The organism is Cytobacillus sp. MT66 (genome assembly GCF_058792595.1).
Genome location: NZ_JBXAFB010000009.1, coordinates 24,521 through 47,802, shown reverse-complemented (window position 1 = coordinate 47,802; position 23,282 = coordinate 24,521). Strand labels below are relative to the sequence as shown.

Annotated in this window: 22 protein-coding genes, 1 pseudogene and 3 other annotated features; of the genes and pseudogenes, 19 read left to right on the top strand and 4 right to left on the bottom strand. The window is 40.5% G+C overall.

Annotated features, from left to right (window positions below):
* The first annotated feature begins 161 nt into the window (after positions 1-161).
* The 13 genes from coaE (at position 162) to AC1Q59_RS16360 (ending at position 11,600) form a co-directional block, all read left to right on the top strand.
* The gene (gene coaE / locus AC1Q59_RS16420) at positions 162-761 is read left to right on the top strand and encodes a dephospho-CoA kinase (RefSeq protein ID WP_492366929.1); all 600 of its coding nucleotides are present in this window, start codon (positions 162-164) and stop codon (positions 759-761) included.
* 182 nt (positions 762-943) lie between these two features.
* Positions 944-1,978 carry a glyceraldehyde-3-phosphate dehydrogenase gene (locus AC1Q59_RS16415; RefSeq protein WP_492366928.1) on the top strand — a complete coding sequence of 345 codons (1,035 nt, stop codon included), beginning with the start codon at positions 944-946 and terminating at the stop codon, positions 1,976-1,978.
* 318 nt (positions 1,979-2,296) lie between these two features.
* A complete protein-coding gene (speD, locus tag AC1Q59_RS16410; protein WP_492366927.1) occupies positions 2,297-2,677 on the top strand; it encodes an adenosylmethionine decarboxylase in 381 nt (126 codons plus the stop codon).
* 124 nt (positions 2,678-2,801) lie between these two features.
* A complete protein-coding gene (gene nrdR / locus AC1Q59_RS16405) occupies positions 2,802-3,260 on the top strand; it encodes a transcriptional regulator NrdR (RefSeq protein WP_492366926.1) in 459 nt (152 codons plus the stop codon).
* A 134-nt stretch (positions 3,261-3,394) separates the two neighbouring features.
* The gene (locus AC1Q59_RS16400) at positions 3,395-4,810 is read left to right on the top strand and encodes a replication initiation and membrane attachment family protein (RefSeq protein ID WP_492367080.1); all 1,416 of its coding nucleotides are present in this window, start codon (positions 3,395-3,397) and stop codon (positions 4,808-4,810) included.
* Positions 4,810-5,739 (top strand): primosomal protein DnaI, encoded by a 930-nt coding sequence (gene dnaI / locus AC1Q59_RS16395; RefSeq protein ID WP_492366925.1) that lies wholly within the window; start codon positions 4,810-4,812, stop codon positions 5,737-5,739. Before AC1Q59_RS16400 ends, dnaI begins: the two co-directional genes overlap by 1 nt.
* 110 nt (positions 5,740-5,849) lie before the next feature.
* Complete coding sequence (gene ytxC, locus AC1Q59_RS16390; RefSeq protein ID WP_492366924.1) at positions 5,850-6,719, top strand: putative sporulation protein YtxC; 870 nt, start codon at positions 5,850-5,852, stop codon at positions 6,717-6,719.
* 65 nt (positions 6,720-6,784) lie between these two features.
* Positions 6,785-7,008: a binding site (T-box leader), on the top strand.
* Positions 7,009-7,207: 199 nt separating this feature from the next.
* On the top strand, positions 7,208-9,139 hold the full coding sequence (gene thrS, locus AC1Q59_RS16385; protein ID WP_492366923.1) for a threonine--tRNA ligase: 1,932 nt from the start codon (positions 7,208-7,210) through the stop codon (positions 9,137-9,139).
* 173 nt (positions 9,140-9,312) lie between these two features.
* Positions 9,313-9,437, top strand: a sequence feature (ribosomal protein L20 leader region).
* A gap of 83 nt (positions 9,438-9,520) precedes the next feature.
* Entirely contained in the window at positions 9,521-10,024 is a 504-nt protein-coding gene (gene infC / locus AC1Q59_RS16380) for a translation initiation factor IF-3 (protein WP_492366922.1), read from the top strand.
* A gap of 15 nt (positions 10,025-10,039) precedes the next feature.
* On the top strand, positions 10,040-10,240 hold the full coding sequence (rpmI, locus tag AC1Q59_RS16375) for a 50S ribosomal protein L35 (RefSeq protein WP_492366921.1): 201 nt from the start codon (positions 10,040-10,042) through the stop codon (positions 10,238-10,240).
* Positions 10,241-10,266: 26 nt separating this feature from the next.
* On the top strand, positions 10,267-10,626 hold the full coding sequence (gene rplT / locus AC1Q59_RS16370; RefSeq protein WP_492366920.1) for a 50S ribosomal protein L20: 360 nt from the start codon (positions 10,267-10,269) through the stop codon (positions 10,624-10,626).
* A 65-nt stretch (positions 10,627-10,691) separates the two neighbouring features.
* Positions 10,692-10,961 carry a DUF1294 domain-containing protein gene (locus tag AC1Q59_RS16365; RefSeq protein WP_492366919.1) on the top strand — a complete coding sequence of 90 codons (270 nt, stop codon included), beginning with the start codon at positions 10,692-10,694 and terminating at the stop codon, positions 10,959-10,961.
* Positions 10,962-11,027: 66 nt separating this feature from the next.
* Positions 11,028-11,600, top strand: coding sequence for a TVP38/TMEM64 family protein (locus tag AC1Q59_RS16360; protein WP_492366918.1), 573 nt, complete (start codon positions 11,028-11,030; stop codon positions 11,598-11,600).
* Positions 11,601-11,658: 58 nt separating this feature from the next.
* On the opposite strand, the gene AC1Q59_RS16355 is transcribed toward AC1Q59_RS16360, so the two are convergent.
* Positions 11,659-12,066 (bottom strand): sigma-w pathway protein ysdB, encoded by a 408-nt coding sequence (locus AC1Q59_RS16355; RefSeq protein WP_492366917.1) that lies wholly within the window; start codon positions 12,064-12,066, stop codon positions 11,659-11,661.
* Between the two features lie 126 nt (positions 12,067-12,192).
* On the opposite strand from AC1Q59_RS16355, the gene AC1Q59_RS16350 reads away from it, so the two are divergent.
* From AC1Q59_RS16350 to AC1Q59_RS16340, 3 genes are all read left to right on the top strand, one after another.
* Positions 12,193-12,684 carry a dUTP diphosphatase gene (locus AC1Q59_RS16350; protein ID WP_492366916.1) on the top strand — a complete coding sequence of 164 codons (492 nt, stop codon included), beginning with the start codon at positions 12,193-12,195 and terminating at the stop codon, positions 12,682-12,684.
* 125 nt (positions 12,685-12,809) lie between these two features.
* Complete coding sequence (locus AC1Q59_RS16345) at positions 12,810-14,420, top strand: FMN-binding glutamate synthase family protein (RefSeq protein WP_492366915.1); 1,611 nt, start codon at positions 12,810-12,812, stop codon at positions 14,418-14,420.
* Positions 14,421-14,484: 64 nt separating this feature from the next.
* Entirely contained in the window at positions 14,485-15,570 is a 1,086-nt protein-coding gene (locus AC1Q59_RS16340) for a M42 family metallopeptidase (protein ID WP_492366914.1), read from the top strand.
* Positions 15,571-15,642: 72 nt separating this feature from the next.
* Here AC1Q59_RS16340 and AC1Q59_RS16335 read toward each other — a convergent pair.
* Both AC1Q59_RS16335 and sspI read right to left on the bottom strand, forming a co-directional pair.
* Positions 15,643-16,998: pseudogene (locus tag AC1Q59_RS16335) on the bottom strand (S8 family peptidase).
* A 135-nt stretch (positions 16,999-17,133) separates the two neighbouring features.
* The gene (gene sspI, locus AC1Q59_RS16330; protein WP_492366913.1) at positions 17,134-17,340 is read right to left on the bottom strand and encodes a small acid-soluble spore protein SspI; all 207 of its coding nucleotides are present in this window, start codon (positions 17,338-17,340) and stop codon (positions 17,134-17,136) included.
* A 118-nt stretch (positions 17,341-17,458) separates the two neighbouring features.
* Here sspI and AC1Q59_RS16325 point away from each other — a divergent pair, with 118 nt between their 5' ends.
* The 3 genes from AC1Q59_RS16325 to pheT all read left to right on the top strand — a co-directional run bounded on the left by AC1Q59_RS16325 (position 17,459) and on the right by pheT (position 22,190).
* Complete coding sequence (locus tag AC1Q59_RS16325) at positions 17,459-18,208, top strand: TrmH family RNA methyltransferase (RefSeq protein WP_492366912.1); 750 nt, start codon at positions 17,459-17,461, stop codon at positions 18,206-18,208.
* Positions 18,209-18,282: 74 nt separating this feature from the next.
* Positions 18,283-18,658: a binding site (T-box leader), on the top strand.
* 56 nt (positions 18,659-18,714) lie between these two features.
* Positions 18,715-19,752 carry a phenylalanine--tRNA ligase subunit alpha gene (pheS, locus tag AC1Q59_RS16320; RefSeq protein WP_492366911.1) on the top strand — a complete coding sequence of 346 codons (1,038 nt, stop codon included), beginning with the start codon at positions 18,715-18,717 and terminating at the stop codon, positions 19,750-19,752.
* Between the two features lie 23 nt (positions 19,753-19,775).
* Positions 19,776-22,190, top strand: coding sequence for a phenylalanine--tRNA ligase subunit beta (gene pheT / locus AC1Q59_RS16315; RefSeq protein ID WP_492366910.1), 2,415 nt, complete (start codon positions 19,776-19,778; stop codon positions 22,188-22,190).
* A gap of 43 nt (positions 22,191-22,233) precedes the next feature.
* Here pheT and rnhC read toward each other — a convergent pair whose 3' ends face one another.
* A complete protein-coding gene (gene rnhC / locus AC1Q59_RS16310) occupies positions 22,234-23,172 on the bottom strand; it encodes a ribonuclease HIII (protein ID WP_492366909.1) in 939 nt (312 codons plus the stop codon).
* Positions 23,173-23,282 lie beyond the last annotated feature (110 nt).

Sequence of the window (23,282 nt, the reverse complement as noted above, 5' to 3'; positions counted from 1 at the left end):
TTGGAGCGGAGGGCACGAAGACTCCTGCGGGAGAAGCGCGTCCAGGGGAGACCCCGCAGGAGCGTAGCGACGAGGAGGCTCCCGGACCGCCCGCGGAAAGCGAAGTGCCCGGAGCGGAAATCAACGTGTACGTTAAACAAAACCCATGAAAGGAATTTGTTATGTCCATTGTTGTTGGTTTAACAGGAGGGATTGCCAGCGGTAAGAGCACGGTTGCTTCCATCCTGAAAGAAAAAGGAATTACAGTCATTGATGCAGATATTGAATCCCGTTTAGCAGTCGAAAAAGGTGAAGAAGCCTATAACAAAATCGTTGAACACTTTGGAAAGCAAGTTCTTCTTGAAAACGATGCGATTGATCGAGCAAAATTAGGAGCTATCATTTTTCATGACGAACAGCAGCGCAAAGTGCTTAACAGCATTGTCCATCCTGCTGTCCGCAAAAGAATGCTGGAGAAAAAGGAAAAAGCTATAGAAAACGGGCAACACTTAATCATAATGGACATTCCTCTTTTATTTGAGAGTAAGTTGACCTATATGGTCGAAAAGGTTTTACTTGTCTATGTTGATGAAGAAACTCAAATAAAAAGGCTGATGGATAGAAATCAGCTATCGAAAGAAGAGGCTTTGGCAAGAATTCATTCGCAAATGCCATTAAAGGATAAAATTCAGCTAGCAGATGGTGTCATTAATAATAATGGAGCCGTCGAAGAAACCAAAAAACAGTTATTTGATATTCTGCAAAAGTGGAATGCGCTATAATAGGAAAGGGATTGGACTACTGTTAGTCTAATCCCTTTCTTTTTATTTAATAATATATCCTTATAGTAAAAAAATATTAATTTCCGCAAATTATGCATCACAAATCATTGTTAATATGTTATACTAATAGCAATATTACAGATTAAAGAGTATAACACTTATGCGGAAGGGGCCGTAACTTGATGAAAGCGAAAATTGCGATTAATGGATTTGGAAGAATTGGACGAATGGTGTTTAGAAAAGCCATTCTTGATGATAAACTTGATGTGGTTGCCATAAATGCAAGCTATCCTGCAGAAACATTGGCACACTTAATTAAATATGACACCAATCATGGACGTTTTGATGCAAAAGTTACTGCTGAGGAAAATGCGATTGTCGTAAACGGCAAAAAGGTTCAGCTATTAAGCAACCGCAACCCGCAGGAGCTTCCATGGAAAGAATTAAATATTGATATTGTTATTGAAGCTACTGGAAAATTCAACTCAAGAGATAAGGCTGCTCTTCATTTAGAAGCTGGCGCAAAAAAGGTTATTTTGACTGCACCTGGCAAAAATGAAGATGTAACTATTGTTATGGGTGTAAATGAAAGCGCCTTAAAAATTAATGAACACGATGTTATTTCCAATGCGTCATGTACAACAAACTGCCTTGCTCCTGTAGCTAAGGTTCTAGATGAGCAATTTGGCATTGAAAATGGACTTATGACTACCGTTCATGCTTATACAAATGACCAGAAAAATATCGATAATCCTCATAAGGATTTACGCCGTGCCCGCGCCTGCGCACAATCCATCATTCCTACTTCAACTGGAGCGGCTAAAGCTTTGTCATTGGTGCTTCCGCATTTAAAGGGCAAGCTTCATGGCATGGCTTTGCGTGTACCGACACCGAATGTTTCGCTTGTGGACTTAGTAGTGGATCTTAAATGTGATGTAACGGCAGAACAAGTCAATGAGGCTTTTGCTAAGGAAGCAAACGGGGCTTTAAATGGGATTTTAGATATTACTGATGAACCATTAGTTTCAATTGACTTTAACACAAATTCCCATTCAGCTATTGTTGACGGACTATCAACAATGGTGATTGGAACAAATAAAGTGAAAGTATTAGCGTGGTATGACAACGAGTGGGGCTACTCATGCCGTGTAGTTGATCTGACCAAATATGTGGCACAGGAGCTTTTTCAATCTTCTAAAGTAAAAGTAGCTAACTAATTTCTATTCAGCTCTAATAGGCTTGCTGTTTTTACAGCAGGCCTATTTCCTTTTTAGTGAATAGTTCATACTGATTGATTAAGAATAAGACAAGGGCAGGGCCCCCTTCCTTCCCTGGAACGAATAAACTTAATTATTTTTTTAAAGTTATTGCAAAAAGAAAATAAACAAAGTATACTAGTCCTCGTGAACTTCTTGAATTTTGGTTAAATCAGCTACTTAAAGGGTTAGGACCTCTTTGGACTAACTTTCCCCCGTGGTAGTTATTGGCCTTTAGTAAGTCTGGAATTTCATTATTAAATAAAGGGGGAAATGAATATGGAAACAATGGGTCGTCACGTGATCTCCGAGCTTTGGGGATGCGATTTCGAAAAATTAAACGATATGGATTTTATTGAAAGAACGTTTGTAGAAGCAGCATTAAAGTCTGGTGCGGAAATTCGCGAGGTTGCTTTTCACAAATTTGCACCTCAGGGTGTGAGCGGTGTTGTGATTATTTCTGAATCACATTTAACGATTCACAGCTTTCCAGAGCATGGTTATGCAAGCATTGATGTTTATACGTGCGGTGACCTTGATCCAAACATTGCTGCGAATTATATTGCAGAAGCTTTGGGTGCGGATACAAGAGAGAATATTGAAATTCCTCGTGGATTAGGTCCTATTCAAGTAAAACAGCCGCAAGCAAACATACTTTAAATAATGAATGAATTTTTCAGAGGTGTATTTTTTAATACACCTCTTTTATATTTCTTGGGATTTTTTCTAAAAGATAGTACAATAAAGATAATAAAATGAACGAATGGAATGCGGAGCTGATTGAATGAAATGTCCTTCATGCCAAAATAATAATACAAGAGTTTTGGATTCCCGTCCTGTTGATGAATATAGGTCCATCCGCCGGAGAAGAGAATGCGAAACCTGCGGATATCGTTTTACCACTTTTGAAAAGGTAGAAGAAATCCCTCTGATTGTTGTAAAAAAAGAGGGGACAAGAGAAGAATTTAGCCGCGATAAAATATTGCGCGGGCTTATTAAAGCATGCGAAAAACGTCCGGTTGCATTAAAACAGCTCGAGGATGTCACCTCTAGTGTCGAAAAGGAATTGCGCAGCAATGGTATTTCCGAAATAAAAAGCGAAGACATTGGAGAAATGGTCATGGACAGGCTTGCTGAAATAGATGAAGTGGCGTACGTAAGGTTTGCTTCCGTTTACAGGCAATTTAAGGATATTAATGTATTTATCGACGAGCTAAAGGAACTCATAAAAAAAGAAAAGTAAATTGGCAAATTTCGGGCTGAGGATAAGTTTTCTTTAGCTCTTTTTTAAGTATAAATCTTACACTTAAAGACTTGTCCAGCTCAGCGCCTGACCAAGGCGCTCCGAGCTTTTCTAACATGAAAGGTTTGATGGCAATGGTCCAGCATTGGCAGGTTTTGCTTCCTGTAGATCAATATGAAGTAGCATCAGATGGCCTATTACATGACTATGACCGGAAAGTTTTGGTGTTTTTGTATCAGCCCTTAATCGGTACTACATGTTTAAGCTTGTATATGACTTTATGGTCTGAACTGGAGGAAAATAGGCTCTGGTCGTCATCACATTCTCATCACAGCTTAATGAATTTTATGGATTTAGGATTAAATGATATTTATCAGGCGCGGATTAAACTTGAAGCAATAGGTCTTCTAAAGGTTTATGAAAAAAAAGATGAACAATCCCGTTCCTTTATTTATGAGCTTATTCCACCTTTAACCCCTGAACAATTTTTTCTCGACGGCTTATTAAATATTTATTTATACCGAAAAATTGGAAAGAGCCAGTATTCTCGGCTCAAGCGCTTTTTTTCTGAGGAAAATATTGATTCAAGAAAGGATTTCAGTGAAATTACAAAGTCCTTTCACGATGTATTTATGTCAAGTGAGTTTGATTCCCTGCCGTATGATTCAGATGCGGAAAAAATCAGCCAGCCAGATGGTGAGGGTGTCTTTATCGGCAGGCATGAACAGGACGGAATTCAAATTAGCGGCGGCCTATTTAACTTCACCTTATTGGAGGCGGGATTGAATGAATCCCTTGTCCCTAAAAAGGCCCTTAACACAAGAGTAAAACAGGCGATCAGCAATCTTGCCTTTTTATATGGCATTGATGCCATTCAGATGAAAAATATTGTTATCAGTGCAATCAACTCAGAAAACGAAATAGATGTAGAAGAACTAAGAAAGTCAGCAAGAGATTGGTATCAATTTCAAAATCACGATCGCCTTCCAGCTCTTGTAGACCGTACACAGCCGTTGCCAATGCAAACGCAAAAAAAAGAGCCCGAGTCAAAAGAAGAAGAGTTTTTACGGTATTTAGAAGTGACATCTCCCCGTCAATTTTTAAAGGATATTTCAGGAGGGGCAGAACCTTCAAGGTCCGATCTGCAGATCATTGAAGACGTTATGTTCCAGCAAAAACTTTTGCCTGGAGTTATCAATGTACTTATTCACTATTGTCTATTAAAAACGGACATGAAACTGACAAAGGCCTATGTGGAAAAAATCGCGAGCCATTGGGCGAGAAAAAAGATAAATACAGCAAAAGACGCCATGCTGCTTGCGCAAAATGAGCACAGGCAATATATGGAATGGGCGAATAACAAGAAAACATCAGGCTCTGGGAAAAAGAAGAAGCCCATCCGTACAGAAATGCTTCCTGATTGGTTTGATGAGTCTGATACACAGGATAGTCCGAAGAATAAAAAAGATAGCAGCGAAGATCTAGAGCTGAAAAAGAGGGAATTCGAAGAAACATTGAAAAAATTGCGTTCTAAGGGAGTTTCAGATTAATGGAGAATATTAATGATACATTAAAGCGCTTAGCTGGCAGGGATGATTTTAGAAAAAGATATGAACAGCAGAGGAATCAAACACTCAATCACCCGGATGTTAAAGCTTTTTTGAAAAGCCATGAAGATGAATTGACTTCGGAGATGATTGACAAAAGCATTATGAAGCTATTTGAATATGCCAATCTGAGCAAGGAATGCAATAAGTGCCCAAGCCTTGACGGCTGCATCAATTTCATGAAGGGATATCATCCAAAGCTTGTCATCCAAAGAGGCAACATTGACTTGAATTATGATAAATGCCCAAGAAAAATGATTGATGACGAAAAGAGGAAAAATGAAAAATTGATCCAAAGTCTGTATGTTCCAAAGGATATTCTTAGAGCATCCTTTGATACTTTATATCAAGATGATACAAGAATAGATGCTATGCAAAAGGCTGCAGCTTTTGTGATGAACTATACTCCAGGCTCAAGCCAAAAAGGTATTTACTTTTATGGGAAATTTGGTGTTGGAAAATCCTATTTGCTTGGTGCTGTTGCTAATGAACTGGCAGAGAAAAAGGTTCCGTCCATGATTGTTTATGTACCGGAGCTTTACCGGGAGTTAAAAAGCTCGATTGGGGATTCAACGCTGAATGAGAAGATTGAAACAATCAAAAAGGTCCCGGTATTAATGTTTGATGATATAGGTGCCGAGACGATGTCCAGCTGGACAAGGGATGAGGTTTTGGGACCGATTCTCCAGTTCAGGATGCTTGAAAGTCTTCCAACCTTTTTTAGTTCAAATTTTGATTTTCATGAGCTTGAACACCATTTGGCGCACAGCCAGCGAGGTGAGGAAGAAAAAATGAAGGCAAGACGCATTATGGAAAGAATTCGCTATTTGGCTGAACCTGTTTTGGTAGAAGGTCCGAACAGAAGAAAATAAATAATATTTAAAGGAGCTGCTTAGCTCCTTTTTTCGTATTTGGCCAAGTCTATTTTGTCCTATTCCCCCATATACATTTATAACAAAGGCCGTAAAAAGGGGGGATATGGTTGATCGAAATCACTTTCCAAAATCATGAAGATGCAAAAGGTCTTTTCCAATATTTGCAGCCCTATTTTTCATCTTCAGGAATATCTGAAAATAATATTCTTCATTTTGAAGATCAACATATAGTTAAAATTAATTCTAATCAAAAAGAGCATGTAAAGCTTGTAAAAGAAGTTTTTTGTCAGTTTATTATTAAGGGTAAACGCGATGACTGGTTCCGAAGAATTTTGCAGGAGCAGTATTATTACGAGGACCGTGAAGAACAGCAGCAAATACTCGAAATTATTCATTCTATTCTCGAAGGCCACAGGGAGGATCTAAAATCCTTTTTGAAAGATGCTGATGTTGAAAATAATGTCAAGACAGCCGTTAAGGAAATGCTTCATGGCAATATTTCTTTTTCATTTGATTCTTTTGTGAAATTCCGTATGCGCCCTTTAATGGAGCAATTGGCTAAATACGTAGAAATATCGATAGATGAATATAAAATGGAACAAGAATACCAAATGTTTGTTCAGACATTAAGAGAATTTCTGCATAATCGTCAAGCGAAATGGAATGTAATCCATTTAATCATGGATGATGGTGTCTTTTTCTTTGATGAGTTGTTTAATGAGTTCAAGCGCGCAGAGCTTACACGATTGATCGATCGCAAGCTGATTTCAAATCATCCTGTTTATGTGGATTCGGTAACAATTGCTCCGCTGCTTTCGATTGCTCCTGAGACCATCTATCTATATTCTGACGAAATCGAACAGCCATTAATAAGAACCATACAAAATATTTTCGAAGAAAGGCTCGTTCTTTGCCCAATTGATGAGTTTTACAGGGCAAAACAAGCGTATTTCTCCCTTGCCAATAAAAAAATATAAAGAACCCTTGATTTTCCTGTAACAAAAATCTATAATACCTACATACTATGGTTAAAGCTATTCATAGAAATGTTATGATAAGGACAAGGGTATTCTTTTACGGTTCAAAGAGAGGGAAGGCAAGGCTGGAACCTTCCTAACACGAATGGAATGCTTACCGCCTTTGAACATCAGCCAGGAAATGGGCTGACGGTACAAGACCGTTATCTTGCTACAAAGACATTTATCCTATTAATAGATAAGTGTGAAGTAGGGTGGAACCACGTGTTAATAACAACTCGTCCCTTTTTTAGGGACGGGTTTTTTATTTTTAAATTGATATTTAAAACTAGTTGATCTTCGCTGAAGGCACGAAGACTCCTGGGGGATCAGCGTTGAAGTGAGACCCCGCAGGAGCGGTCGCTGTGAGGAGGCTCACAAAATGCCCCTAAGGTCCGCGAAGTGCCTGGAGCGGAAATCAACGGCATATTTTTAAAGGAGGAAAAACAATGTCAGAGGTTATCAAAGTTTCGTTTCCAGATGGTGCTGTAAAGGAGTTTCCTAAGGGAACAACAACAGAAGACATCGCAGCTTCAATTAGCCCTGGATTAAAGAAAAAAGCAATCGCCGGCAAACTAAACGGCCAAATGTATGATCTGCGCCGTCCCATCGAAGAAGACGGAGCAATAGAAATCATCACACCAGATCGAAAAGAAGCGTTAGAGGTGCTGCGCCACAGCTCAGCCCACCTGATGGCTCAAGCCATCAAGCGTTTATATAAAAACGTCAAACTTGGCGTAGGTCCTGTCATTGAAGGCGGATTTTACTATGATATCGATCTTGAGGAATCATTAACACCTGAAGATCTTCCGCTTATTGAAAAAGAAATGAAAAAAATCATCAATGAAAATATAGAGATTGTCCGCAAAGAAGTAAGCCGTGACGAGGCTGTTCAATTATATAAGGAAATTGGTGACGAGTATAAGCTAGAGCTTATTGAAGCCATTCCTGCAAATGAAACAGTCACTATTTATGAGCAGGGCGATTTCTTTGATCTATGCCGCGGCGTTCACGTACCTTCAACTGGAAAGCTGAAAGAATTTAAGCTTTTAAGCATTGCGGGTGCATACTGGCGCGGAAACAGCGACAATAAAATGCTTCAGCGGATCTACGGTACAGCTTTCTTCAAGAAAGAGGATCTAGACGAGCATCTTCGTCTGCTTGAAGAGGCAAAAGAACGCGACCACCGTAAAATTGGCAAAGAGCTAAGCTTATTTACAAGCAATCAATTGGTGGGACAAGGGCTTCCGCTATGGCTGCCAAAAGGTGCAACCATCCGCCGTATTATTGAACGCTATATCGTTGATAAGGAAGAACGCTTAGGCTATAGTCACGTATACACACCAATCATGGGGAGCGTTGATCTATATAAAACTTCCGGTCACTGGGATCACTATCATGAAGACATGTTCCCTGTAATGGAAATGGAAAACGAGCAGCTTGTCCTTCGTCCGATGAACTGTCCGCATCATATGATGGTGTATAAAAATGCCATTCATAGCTACCGTGAGCTGCCAATCCGCATTGCTGAGCTTGGTACTATGCACCGCTATGAAATGTCTGGGGCACTTTCAGGACTTCAGCGTGTCCGTGGAATGACACTTAATGATGCCCATATTTTTGTCCGCCCTGACCAAATTAAGGATGAATTTAAGCGTGTGGTTAATTTAATTTTAGCGGTATATAAGGACTTTGATTTGGATGAATATTCCTTCCGTCTTTCTTATCGCGACCCTGCAGATAAGGAAAAATATTTTGATGATGATGCTATGTGGGAAAAAGCTCAATCCATGCTGAAAGAAGCGATGGATGATTTAGGGCTTGATTATTATGAGGCTGAAGGCGAAGCAGCTTTCTACGGACCAAAATTGGATGTTCAGGTTAAAACAGCTCTTGGCAAGGACGAAACACTTTCAACTGTTCAGCTTGATTTCTTGTTGCCTGAACGTTTTGATTTAACATATGTTGGCGAAGATGGTAAGCCGCACCGTCCTGTTGTTATTCACCGCGGGGTGGTGTCAACAATGGAACGCTTTGTTGCCTTCTTAATCGAAGAATACAAAGGAGCATTCCCAACGTGGCTGGCGCCAGTTCAGGTTCAAGTGATTCCAGTTTCTCCTGAAATCCATAATGAGTATGCAAAACAAGTGCAAGAAAAGCTTCAGGAAGAAGGATTCCGTGTTGAGCTTGATAGCCGCAATGAAAAAATTGGCTATAAAATCCGTGAAGCCCAAATGCAAAAAATCCCATACATGCTTGTTGTCGGTGACAAAGAAGTGGCTGAAAATGCCGTTAATGTTCGTAAATACGGCGAACAAAGCTCAGAAACAGTTGCTTTTGATCAATTCATCGCTGGATTGAATGAAGAAGTGAAACTGTAAAGCGAAGCGCCCGAGCGAAAAATCAACGGCAAAGTTTAAAAGGGTAAACTTTTAAAATAATGCTTGCATATTTTTTGGTCCGTATGTTACAATTTTCTTCGTTGTTACAAAATAGACTTGTTTGACATACTTGCTAGTTTATGTTAGACTATCTAGGGTAAATGAATACTGTTGAGGAAAAGAAGGAGCACCCGCTTCTCACCTGATTGACGCATTAGCTGTTGGCAGGTTTTACGTGAGCATTTCTTACTTATGGTACGTAAAGTGCGGGTGAATTCATCCGCACTTTTTTATATTTAAAAAATGCTCTTTACGGGTCACTCTTGATCCTAAACATTGTGTTCGATAAAACCTTGGAGGTGGCTAACTATTAGCAAAGATATGTTGTTAAACGAGGGTATTCGCGCCCGCGAAGTTCGTCTTATTGACCAAAATGGCGATCAATTAGGGATCAAATCAAAAAATGAAGCGTTAGAAATTGCAACACGCGTCAATCTTGATCTTGTTCTTGTAGCACCTAATGCGAAGCCTCCTGTTGCTCGTATCATGGACTACGGGAAGTTCAAATTTGAGCAGCAGAAGAAAGACCGTGAAGCTCGCAAAAACCAAAAGGTCATTAATATTAAAGAGGTTCGCTTGAGTCCTACAATTGAGGAACATGATTTTAATACAAAACTTCGCAATGCTGTTAAATTCCTTGAAAAAGGCGATAAAGTAAAGGCATCTATCCGTTTCAAAGGACGTGCCATTACACATAAGGAAATCGGCCAGCGTGTATTGATACGCTTTGCCCAAGCTTGTAATGAAGTAGCCATTGTGGAATCACACCCAAAAATGGACGGCCGAAGCATGTTCATGGTCTTAGCACCTAAAATTGAAAAGTAAGAGGAGGAATTCCAAATGCCAAAAATGAAAACTCACCGTGGCGCTGCTAAGCGTTTCAAAAGAACAGGTTCTGGTAAACTAAAGCGTTCACATGCTTATAGAAGCCACTTATTTGCAAATAAATCTACAAAACAGAAACGTAAACTTCGTAAGGGATCTATCGTTTCTGCAGGTGATTTCAAGCGCATCCGCAACTTACTAGTTAACATGAAGTAATATCCGAAATTTAGGAGGGAAATTAAATGCCACGTGTAAAAGGCGGTACAGTTACTCGCAGACGTCGTAAAAAAGTTTTAAAATTAGCCAAAGGTTATTTCGGTTCAAAACATACATTATACAGAACAGCTAACCAACAAGTAATGAAATCATTATTATATGCTTATCGTGATCGTCGCCAGAAGAAGCGCGACTTCCGTAAGCTATGGGTTACTCGTATTAACGCAGCAGCTCGTATGAATGGTCTTTCTTACAGCCGTTTAATGCATGGTTTAAAGCTTGCTGGTGTAGAAGTAAACCGCAAGATGCTTGCAGAGCTTGCTATTGCTGACGAAAAAGCATTCGCAGAATTAGCTGCAGTTGCCAAGCAAAACCTTGGTAAATAATAATCGATAATAAAAAGCCATTCCTGATTGATGGAATGGCTTTTTGCTGTTAAAAGGAGTTTATTATGCTAATCCTCATACTTTGCTATATATTAATGAATTTGGCTGGCTTTATATTAATGAAAATAGATAAGGAAAGAGCAAGAAACCACCACTATAGAATCAGTGAAAAAACGCTTTGGCTGACAGCTATTTTTGGCGGGGCAGCCGGGATGACATTGGGCATGAACCAATTTCGTCATAAAACAAAGCATCTCCAATTTAAGGTTGGCCTGCCTGTATTAGGTTTGGCTGAACTAGGTCTTATTCTTTATATCGTTGCGATTTTGTCATAACGGTAAAAATCCTCCATAAGCTTTTAAGAGACAGCAGGAAGCAGCTAAAGAGGTGATGAGGTTCATATGCAAGATTTGTCGTTTCTGTTGATATTGTCCGAATCTGCCGGTATTTTAGCTCCTATTGCTTTTATTCTATTTCATATTTTTAGACAGGTTTTGTTTATTCCAGTTCCAGTTGTGTGTATGGCAGGAGGTATTTTGTTTGGCAGTCTCTTCGGCAGCATATTTTCAATCATTGGGTTAATGCTTAGCAGTCTGCTATTTTACTTTTTAATCAGCAAAATGCCGAAAACCCACAGTAAGCTGTCTAAACTAAAAAAGCGCTGGTTTGGTGAATACCGCAATCTAACCGTTGGCCAGGTTGCTGTATTAAGGCTAATCCCTTTTATCCATTACTATTTATTGAGTTTTTGTCTAATGGAAAGGGATAAAAACATTCATCAATATATTAAGAGTTCTTGGCTGACGAATTTGCCATTAGCAGTTTTCTATACCGTATTTGGTGAATACATCAGCAGATTTACCCCAGCAATGATACTATTAATCTTAGTTTCCTTAACCATTTTAGTTTTTATTCTGAGGGAAAAAGTGACGGTTATTAAATGGAGAGAGTTTTTTAGGGCATACAATAATTAAAGGGTCAGTCTCCCGGCAGAGGATTTACATGCCTGGGGACTGACCCTTTTAACTTTATTCAGCTAAATGGTGTTTCAGGTGATTTGCTTTTCTCCATGAATTCCTTTATTGGACTTTTCCAATCAATTTTTGCATTGGGATAATTCTCAAATATTTTTCTTTCAATAAACTGAAAATCCTCGCGAACCATGCCTTTTAAGGAAGCGACGTTTTTTGGCCAGATAAATATAGAGATGATCTCAAAGGCATTGTCAGTGGTGCCTAAATATTTTTCCCCTTCGAATAATGCCCCTTTATACGTAATTAGGAAGTTTTTCCTTACATTATTTGGGTCATCTAAATAATAATAGCGTTTTTGTTCATGGGCAAGTTCGAGTTTGCGCTTTGGGTTCAGCAAATATTTGATAACTGAGTAGATGAGAAATATGATGATTGCAAAAAGCACCAAGCGTATTAGCCACATCATTAGCAAGCCCCTCCAAGATTGATTTATCTTTCACTACGAATAACACTAGAAAAAGTTTCATCTTTTTTTCATTTTGTTATAATTTTTTTAGAAGAATTTTTTTAAAAAAAGACAGGATGGTGCCCAATGAATTTCCAAAAGCTATTTGCCATGCAAAAAGGGTTGGACGAGCATATTCAATCCAATCATCAATTGCAAAACGAGGATTTATTTGACCGAAAGGTGCTGGCGCTTCTTGTTGAGTTAGGTGAATTGGCTAATGAAACAAGATGCTTTAAGTTTTGGAGCTTAAAATCCCCATCACCGAGAAACGTAATTTTAGAAGAATTTGTTGATGGAATCCATTTTATTTTATCTCTTGGCCTGGAGCTTGGTTTCGATCAGGAGGCGGATTTTTCGGCAGATGTGCCTGTTCAAGAATCAATCAGCGGGCAGTTTTTAGCAGTGTTTGAACAAATTAGCAGGTTTAGAGCCAGCAGAGCACAAAAAGACTATCAGCTATTGTTTCAGACCTATTTAGACTTGGGGCAGCAATTAGGGTTTAGTGCTGAAGATATTGAAAAGGCGTATATGGAAAAAAACGATGTGAACTATAAACGCCAAGAACAAGGCTATTGAAACACCAGGGACGGTTCTAATGTTTTCTTTTAAGGAAACGCAAAGAACCGTCCCTTGTTTTCATCAAATGCAAAGCCCCGTCATAGTTATAGATAGTGATCAGGTAACTTTGAGGGGGCGGGGAAATGAACTGGACAGAAATATTGGCAGTAGGAACGTTTGCTTTAATCAGCGCTGTCTTTCTTGTGCCGCTGGGGCTGTTTTTTTGGATTAAGCATCGGGATGCACGGCAAAAGAAGCATGCTGTATTAAGAAATTATCCTGTCCTTGGAAGAATCCGCTACATTACGGAGAAAATTGGCCCTGAACTGAGGCAATATTTATTTTTAAGTAATAATGAAGGAAAACCATTTTCACGAAACCAATATGAGAGTGTTGTCATATCGGCGAAGTATAAACAAAGAATTATTTCTTTCGGCTCAGAAAGGGATTTTGCCGAGCCAGGCTTCTACATTAGAAATACCTTGTTTCCCAAACAGGCTGATGAGCTGAGGGTTGACCAGCTGCCAAAGATTCGTACGAGGCTTTATAAAATTGATGAAGAAGGGCTAATGAGCAGAAAGGAGCACTCCGTTGCCAGAGAAGTGGATCCTTTTTATCTGTCCAGGGCGGATCATGTGGTTATTGGAGCAGACACCTGTGCCAAGCCTTTCTTTGTTAAAGGGCTACTTGGACAGTCAGCGATGAGCTATGGCTCGCTTGGCAAAAATGCCATTACAGCTCTTGCCAAAGGCCTGTCATTAGCTGGCGGTACATGGATGAATACTGGGGAAGGCGGGCTCTCCTCTTACCATCAGCAGGGAGATGCAGATTTAATCGCACAAATCGGTCCAGGTCTTTTTGGGTTTCGGACACCAGAAGGAGAATTTTCTTGGGAGCAATTTAAGGCCAAAGCAGATCTTGAACAGGTGAAAGCCTTTGAGATAAAGCTTGGCCAGGGAGCGAAAATCCGCGGCGGACATGTGGAGGCAGAAAAGGTTACTCCAGAGATTGCAGAAATCAGAAACGTCAAACCGTGGACGACGATTGACAGCCCCAATCGATTCAGGCAATTTGATGATATACACGGTTTGCTTCAATTTATAAAGAAATTGCGGAAAATTGGCGGAAAACCTGTAGGAATAAAGATGGTTGTTGGAAGCAAAGCTGAAGTGGAGCAATTTATTCAAGTTATGTCAGAAGAAAATATTTTCCCTGATTTTATTACCGTTGACGGCGGAGAAGGCGGAACGGGAGCAACCTATCAGGAGCTTGCCGATGGGCCTGGATTGCCGCTTTATACAGCGCTCCCTATCGTGAATGAGACATTAAAGAACTATCAGGCGAGGGAACGGGTAAAGATTATCGCATCCGGAAAATTAATTACTCCGGATAAAATGGCTTATGCATTATGTCTCGGAGCTGATCTTATTAATACAGCCCGTGCATTTATGATTTCCGTAGGATGCATCATGGCCCAAACCTGTCATACAAATACTTGTCCAGTTGGAGTGGCAACGACAGACCCAAATCGGGAAAAAGCTTTAGTGGTAGAGGAGAAAATGTATCGTGTCTGCAACTATGTTATTTCATCAAGAGAGGGGCTGTTTAATCTTGCCGCAGCAGCAGGATTATCATCTCCAGCGGAATTTAGCGAGGAGCATCTAATGTATAAAGACGGTGATGGCAAGCTTTATACCGGAAAGGAATATATTTTGGGCGTTATGAGGCCATCAATTGATAGAATGTCAATGTAAAATTAGATAAAACAATCCTAATTTCATATAATAAAGTAGAATACATACTAAGGGAGCTAGTCATATGAAAAAATTAGATGAAACCTTAACCATGCTTAAAGAGTTAACAGATGCTAAAGGGATTCCAGGCAATGAACGGCAAGTGCGCGAGGTTATGACCAAATATATTGCCCCCTACGCTGATGAAGTGACAACTGATGGACTTGGCAGTTTAATTGCCAAAAAAACTGGTCTAGAAGGCGGTCCAAAAATTATGGTTGCCGGCCATCTTGATGAAGTTGGATTTATGATAACAAAAATTGATGACAAAGGATTCCTGCGTTTTCAAACAGTCGGCGGCTGGTGGTCGCAGGTGATGCTTGCCCAGCGTGTAACCATTGTAACAAGCAAAGGAGAAATCACTGGTGTTATTGGTTCTAAACCGCCGCATATTCTTTCTCCAGAGGCAAGAAAAAAACCGGTAGAAATTACTGATATGTTTATTGATATTGGTGCCACAAGCCGCGAGGAGGCACTTGAATGGGGAGTAAATCCTGGGGATATGGTTGTTCCCCATTTCGAGTTCACGGTGATGAATAATGAAAAGATGCTTCTGGCCAAAGCTTGGGATAACCGAATTGGCTGTGCCATTGCTATTGATGTGCTAAGGAATCTTAAAGAATCAGAACATCCGAATATCGTTTATGGTGTGGGAACCGTTCAGGAAGAAGTCGGACTTCGCGGTGCCCGTACGTCTGCGCAAAAAATAGAGCCGGATATCGCTTTTGGTGTTGACGTTGGCATTGCAGGAGATACTCCTGGAATCAGCGAAAAAGAGTCAATGAGCAAAATGGGTAAAGGTCCGCAAATTATTCTCTACGATGCCACAATGGTTTCCCACAAGGGATTGCGTGATCTTGTGACAAATACGGCCGATGAATTGAATATTCCTTATCAATTCGATGCCATCCCGCGCGGAGGTACAGATTCTGGTTCCATTCACCTGACTCATCAGGGAGTTCCTGCGCTTTCAATTACAATCGCTACCCGCTACATTCACTCACATGCAGCCATGCTGCACAGGGACGATTATGAAAATGCAGTTAAATTAATTACCGAAGTTATCAAACGCCTTGATAAAGAAACAGTTGATAAAATCACATACAATTAAAAAAGCGGCCTCGGCCGCTTTTTTGCTGTCTATCTATAGGGATTTTTTAAATTTGAAAGAAAGGTGCGGAAATTAATTGGGAGGAATAAGGGATATAGAGTTTCTCGCATGAACATAGCCAGCCCCATAGATATATGGACTGTATTTTGCGGGATCATTCCATAATACTGTACCAGATTTTAACCATTTTTTTATGTCATTCGGATTGACTTCTCGGCTTTGCGCTTTTACCTGTTCAACCAGTAAGGCACAAATGCCTGCACAAATTGGTGTAGCCATTGAAGTGCCTGAAAGGACAAAGTAATCATTATCTACCCTGCTGGCCTTCTGGAGCTTGTCCAAGTATGAATTTGGTGCTCTTAGAGAAACAATATTGACTCCCGGTGCTAATATATCAGGCTTTGAAAGGCCGTAAATTGTTGGTCCCCGGCTTGAGAAGCTGGCAACAACATCATCATTTGTTTCAACGCTATCCTTATCATCTAAGGCCCCTACGGTAATTACTTGATCACTGATTCCCGGGCTGGCAATTGTTCTGCCTTCTGGTCATTCATTGCCGGCAGCAACACAAACAACAATTCCTGCATTCCACGCAGCTTCGACAATTTCCACCATCGGATCTTTGTCTTCTTCGCCAAAGTCCTGAGCGGTACTGCCAAGAGACATGCTAATAATATCTATTTTATTGGCAGAGCTGTTTTCATTGTATTGGATACACCATTCGACTCCTTGCATAACGGTTTGCAGTGAACCTGATCCAAGCTTGTCTAAAACCTTTACGCCTGCAATTACAGCGTTTGGAGCAGGTCCTGCATATACCGTGGATCTTGAAGCGGCATCCCCTGCACAATGGGTTCCATGGCCGTTATCATCATATGGATCCGTTCTATTATTAACTAAATCAACAAAATCAGAGATAGCTAGATCTTTATGGGGATGCACCCCTGTATCAATAATGGCAATTTTGACTCCTTTACCTGTGAGCATTGCATTTTCCCTGCCAGCGCCTTTCATTTGAATATTATCTGCATTTGCTGAGGGAACAGCTACATCCAATAATGCCTTGATCTCTCTATTTAAATATACTTTTTTTACATGGCTGCAGCTGGACAGCATATCCTCTAAACCTCTTGGGGTAATGTTGGCGCTGCAGCAGGAAACTCTGTCAAAATAATGAACAACCTTATTTCCCAAATGGCGATCCATCACATTGTTAACTTCCTGACAGCCCGTATCGTAGCAGCCTTCTTCGAATTTAATAATAACGGATAACTTTTTCCTGAACTTTATTGATTCTTCAAGTGCCTTATGCAAAAAGCACGGGGTCCATTTAAATGGTCTATAAAGGTTTAAAATTTGCTCGCGAAGCGGACGCTCGAGTTTATCGGCATGGGCTCGTACCATTTGAACCATAGAAAAACCAAACAATAGAATCCCTTCCTTCATTTTATTTTTCTTGATATCTTTATGAAGGAAAAGGATTCTTGACACGGTGCTTGTCCTAATTAGGAAATAAAAAAAGGAAAAACCGCATGGTTAGCGATTTCTCCTGCAAAGTTTCAATTATTTTAATCCGCTTTCTAATGTCTGCAGCATTTCCTGTTTGTCCTGGTCATTGGAATTTTTCCAAATAACTTCGAATAATACGCCTAATCCAGGAAGCATTTTTTCTTCTCCGCTTTGTATGGCATCAACAATCGTTTCCTGAAGCTCATCCTGGGAATTGCCGGTAACATTGTGGATAATTGCATTTCGCAGATTTAAGTCCATTTTAGGCCCTCCTTAAAAAAGAATACATTCACTATTATGTTTTCTTCTTTTGGATTTATTATGTATTCATAATGGGCTATAATAAGAAAATTGATCATAATGAAAAAGGAGTGAGAGTGTGAAATATATTCACTCTGCCAGTAATCCAAAAGTAAAACAATGGAAAAAACTGCAAACGAAAAAGGAACGGGATAAAACAGGAAGGTATTTAGTCGAAGGTTTTCATTTAGTTCAAGAAGCAATCGCAGAAGGACATATATTGGAAATCATTGTGGATGAAACCATTGATCTGCCTGCTGTTTTTGACTATAAGGACACTCCTGTCACAGAAGTGACAAATGAGATTTTCACCAGTTTATCGGATACTGAAACACCTCAGGGAGTATTAGCCGTTTGCCAGAAATACACTCCACCTATTGAGAAAGTTGAAGGAACTAAATTTCTGTTCATTGATGCGGTTCAGGACCCAGGCAATTTAGGAACAATGATTAGAACCGCGGATTCTGCTGGGGTTGATGCTGTAGTAGTTGGAGAAGGAAGCGTTGATATTTATAACCAAAAGGTTCTTCGCTCAGCCCAAGGCAGCCATTTTCATCTGCCAATTCTTAAAGGCGAACTAACTCAATGGATTGAAAAAGTGCAGGGTGAAAACATCCCCGTTTACGGGACTGCTTTAGAAAATGCCAAGGTGTACACAGAAATACAGCCTTCCGGGAAATTTGCTCTTATTGTAGGAAATGAAGGCAGCGGAGTCAATAAAGCCCTCCTTGAAAAAACTACCGCTAATTTGTATATTCCAATCTATGGAAAAAGTGAATCGTTAAATGTAGCAGTGGCAACTGGGATTTTGCTCTATGCTCTTAGATAAAAATGGGCATTGACTTTCTAAAAAGAGTTTGAAACAATACAAATGATGTACTATAATAAAGCAAAAATTATATGCAAAAAACAATGATGGAGAAAAGTAGCTTGCAAAGAACTTATCAGGGAGAAAATGCCTTAGACTGAGAGCATTTTCAAGGGATTGCAAACGAAAATTCACCTCCAGAGTTGGCATCGGGACCATTTAAAAGCTAAAGGGTTAACATCCAGCTCCAACGGCTAGCCCCTCGAGTCACAAGCCAATCCTCACTGAAAGGTAAAGAACACCTTTCTGTGAGGCTTGTCTTGTGCTTGTCGGGTCTGAACGAGCCGTTTCCGCTTTTGAGTGTAAAGATGTACCGGCAGTGCCGTTATCCAATCAAGCGAATACATAAGCTATTTTATGCTTTTTTGTATTAATAAGGGTGGTACCGCGAATGTAAACCTCGTCCCTTTTTCGGGATAGAGGTTTTTTATTTTGTCTAAAACAATTTTTAAAAGGAGGATTTTATCATGGAACAACGTTTAAGAGAATTGCAAGCTGAAGCGCTGGAAAAAGTCAGCCATGCGTCTGACTTAAAAGAACTGAATGATATTCGTGTTTCATACTTAGGCAAAAAAGGACCTATCACAGAAGTTTTAAAAGGAATGGGCAAGTTATCAGCCGAAGAGAGGCCAAAAATGGGGGCTCTTGCCAATGAAGTAAGAGACGCTATATCAGCCCAAATTGAAGAAAAGCACCAGGAGCTTGAAAACGCAGCTGTTCAGGCAAAGCTTGCTTCTGAGAAGATTGATGTTACACTGCCAGGCCGTCCAGTAAGATCAGGCAGTCATCATCCGCTTACACGTGTCATCGAAGAAATTGAAGATTTATTTATCGGCATGGGCTATACAGTTGCTGAAGGTCCTGAGGTCGAACAGGATTATTATAATTTTGAGGCATTAAATTTGCCCAAAGGCCATCCAGCCCGAGATATGCAGGATTCATTCTATATTACTGAAGAAATTCTCCTTCGTACTCATACTTCTCCTGTTCAGGCTAGAACAATGGAAAAGCATGAAGGAAAAGGACCTGTTAAAATTATTTGCCCTGGTAAAGTATACCGCCGGGATAATGATGATGCGACACATTCACATCAATTCATGCAAATTGAAGGTTTAGTGGTCGATGAAAATATCCGCCTGACAGATCTAAAAGGAACACTTCAGGTATTTGCGAAGAAGATGTTTGGTGAAGACAGAGAAATCCGTCTGCGTCCTAGCTTCTTCCCATTCACTGAACCGTCTGTTGAGATGGACATTTCCTGTAAGATCTGTTCCGGCAAAGGCTGCAGCGTTTGCAAAGGCACTGGCTGGATAGAAATCCTTGGTGCAGGCATGGTCCATCCAAATGTCCTTGAAATGGCTGGATTTGATTCTAAGAAATATACTGGATTTGCCTTTGGAATGGGACCTGAACGGATCGCGATGCTAAAGTATGGAATTGATGATATCCGTCATTTTTACACAAATGATGTTCGTTTCTTAAAGCAATTTTCGGTTCATGAATAAACAAAGCAAAGGGAGGCTTAACTATGTTTGTTTCATATAAATGGCTTCAGGATTATGTTGATCTTTCTGGCATTACTCCTGAAGAACTGGCAGAAAAAATCACAAAAAGCGGTATTGAAGTTGAAGGTGTTGAGGTATTAAACGAAGGAATCCGCAATGTTGTCATTGGTCATGTGCTTGAAAAAGAAAAGCACCCAAATGCAGATAAATTGAATAAATGCCTTGTTGACATCGGAGAGGGCGATCCTGTGCAAATCATTTGCGGCGCCCCAAATGTCGATAAAGGACAGAAGGTTGCCGTAGCAAAAGCAGGAGCGGTTCTTCCTGGCAACTTCAAAATTAAACGTTCGAAGCTTCGTGGAGAAGAATCAAATGGAATGATCTGCTCCCTGCAGGAATTAGGCTATGAAGGCAAGCTTGTTCCTAAAGAATATTCTGAAGGCATCTATGTCTTCCCGAATGAAACGCAAGTGGGCCTTGACGCGCTGGAACAATTAAACCGCGATGATCAGGTACTGGAACTAGGTTTGACCCCAAATCGCGCCGATTGCTTAAGCATGCTTGGTGTTGCCTATGAAGTGGCAGCTATATTAGGAAGGGAAGTAAAGCTTCCACAGCCTAAAACAGATACCTCTTCAGAAAAGGCATCTGACTACATTCAAGTAAAGGTAGAAGCAAAGGAAGACAATCCATTATATGTGGCAAAAGTGATTAAAAATGTAAAAATTGGTCCTTCTCCGCTTTGGATGCAGGCAAGATTAATGGCTGCCGGAATTCGCCCGCACAATAATGTTGTTGATATTACTAACTATATTCTTCTTGAATATGGCCAGCCATTACATGCTTTTGACTATGATCGCTTAGGATCAAAAGAAATCCTTGTACGCAGAGCAAAGGACGGAGAAGTTATTGTTACTCTTGATGATGCGAAAAGAGAGCTAACGCAAGACCATCTCGTTATTACGAATGGCACAACCCCTGTTGCGCTTGCTGGGGTTATGGGCGGAGCAAATTCAGAGGTGCAAAACGATACAACAAACGTTCTGCTGGAATCAGCCTATTTTACAGGACCTGTCATCAGAAAGGCATCTAAGGATCATGGCTTACGAAGCGAAGCAAGCTCACGCTATGAAAAAGGCGTCGATCCAAACCGTGTAAGAGCAGCAGCCGAAAGAGCGGTGCAATTGCTTGCGGAACTTGCTGGAGGAGAAGTTTTAGAAGGCTCTGTTGAGGCAGATGCTTTAACAGTCGAACCTGCTGTTGTAACTGTTACTTTAGAAAAAATCAACCGTGTGCTTGGCACGGATTTAGATATGAAACAGGTCGAAGACATTTTTGCCCGCCTGCAATTTGAAACAAATGTTGATAATGGCACGATTATTGTCACCGTACCAACCCGTCGCGGAGATATTACAATCGAAGAGGATTTAATTGAAGAAGTCGGAAGATTATATGGATATGATCATCTTGACTCTACCCTTCCGATTGGATCTTCCACACCTGGCCGTCTGACAGCCTATCAAAGTAAGCGCAGAATGGTTAGAAGATTTTTAGAAGGTGCGGGACTGTACCAGGCTGTTACTTATTCTTTAACAAATGAAGAAAGGGCCCAACAATTTGCTCTTGAAAAGCGCGAGCCGGTCCAATTGGCTATGCCTATGAGTGAAGACCGCAGTATCCTGCGCTTAAGCATTGTTCCGCAGCTTTTAGAAGTACTAAAATACAATGCGGCACGTAAAAATGACAGCCTTGCTGTATATGAGACAGGTGCTGTTTTCTTAGCAAATGGAAAAGATGAGCTGCCTGAGGAAAAGGAGCATCTTGCTGGTGCTTTGACTGGCCTATGGGAAAGCCATCCATGGCAGGGCGAGAAAAAGCCGGTTGATTTCTTCGTAGCTAAGGGCATTCTTGAAGGTTTGTTTGCAAAGCTTGGTCTAGAGGAAAAAATCGAGTACCGTCAGGCCAAGAGAGAAGGATTGCATCCTGGAAGAACCGCAGATGCCTATTTGAACGGCGAATTTATCGGATTTATTGGCCAGACACATCCAAATGTTGAAAAAGAATACGATTTAAAAGAAACCTATGTTTTCGAACTATCCATGAAAGCCTTATTTGCGGCAGAGATTACACCGGTACATTATGAAGCCATTCCACGCTTCCCATCGATCACTCGTGATATTGCCCTTGTGGTGGACAAAAACACAGCTGCTGGCGAGCTTGAACAAATCATTAAATGTGCTGGCGGGGCATTACTGAAAGAAGTGCACGTATTCGACTTATACGAAGGAGAAAGAATGGAACAAGGCAAGAAATCCATCGCCTTCTCTTTAAAATACTTTGATCCGGAACGCACGCTAACTGATGAAGAAGTTGTAAAGGCCCATGATAAAGTACTATCAGCTGTAAAAGAACAAGCTGGTGCGGTATTAAGGGGATAAAAAATAACAGCGCCTCAAGGGGATATCTTGAGGCGCTGTCTTTTTATTTGTACTTTTTTTCAAAAAGCTTGATGGCCTTTTGAGTGTTGGCGAAGTGCAGTTTGACGAAAGCTGGCAGGGCTTCTTTTCCTTTTTCAGAAATCAGTCTAGCCGCTGCTTCATCCACTTTGGCTCCTGCCCCTTTTGTTAAGTGAAATCCTGCTGCTTTGCTTAATTTTTCAAAATGCTGGACAAACGCATATCTTGCCAGAATCGAGGCAGCAGCGACGGCCAAATGAATTCCTTCAGCCTTTGTGCTGAAATAAACATTTTTTCGATGAATCACTGGTTCTTTACTTAAATGCCTGAAGTAGATGTCTTCTTTTGCAAATTCATCAATTAAAATGGCTTCTGGCTGATCAGGAGAGATTTTCTTAAGCAGATGGCCAATGGCTTTATTGTGCAATAGGGCTTTCATTTTTCCCTGTGACATACCTGATTGCTGCAGGGTATTGTACTTTTCATTATGTAATGTTAATAGACTATAAGGAACAATATCTTTAATTTGTTTAGCAATCTGAATAATTTTTTCATCATTTAGATCCTTGGAGTCCCTGACACCTAATTCCTTTAATAAGGGGATTTGCTCTTTCTTGACATAGGCCGCGACAACCGTAATCGGACCAAAATAATCTCCTGTGCCTACCTCGTCAGACCCAATGACGGAGAGGGAACCAATGTTTTCGGGTAAGTGCGAAGCTCCAGTGTTTTTTTGTGTCTTGCTGGTGCTAGTGGGCTCGCTGCTTCCCCATTTTCCTGCCTCTGTTTGGCAGCCGCCGCCCTGAAATAATACTTTTCCAGATTGATAAGCGGTGATGGAGCAATTTGGTGTTTTTGCAGCAAAAATGCTTCCGGGCGGATTTTTTTCCAGCAGATATGCATTATAATACACTTTCATTTGATTGATTTCATCAAGTTTCTTTTTTAGAACCACATTGCTCATTTTGCACTCTCCTAAAAGATAATTTGGCGATTGGCGCTGGCCAAGGCGCGCCCTAAAGCTTTTCTAACTAGCCACACTTTTATGTTCATGTTATGATATTGATTAGGATT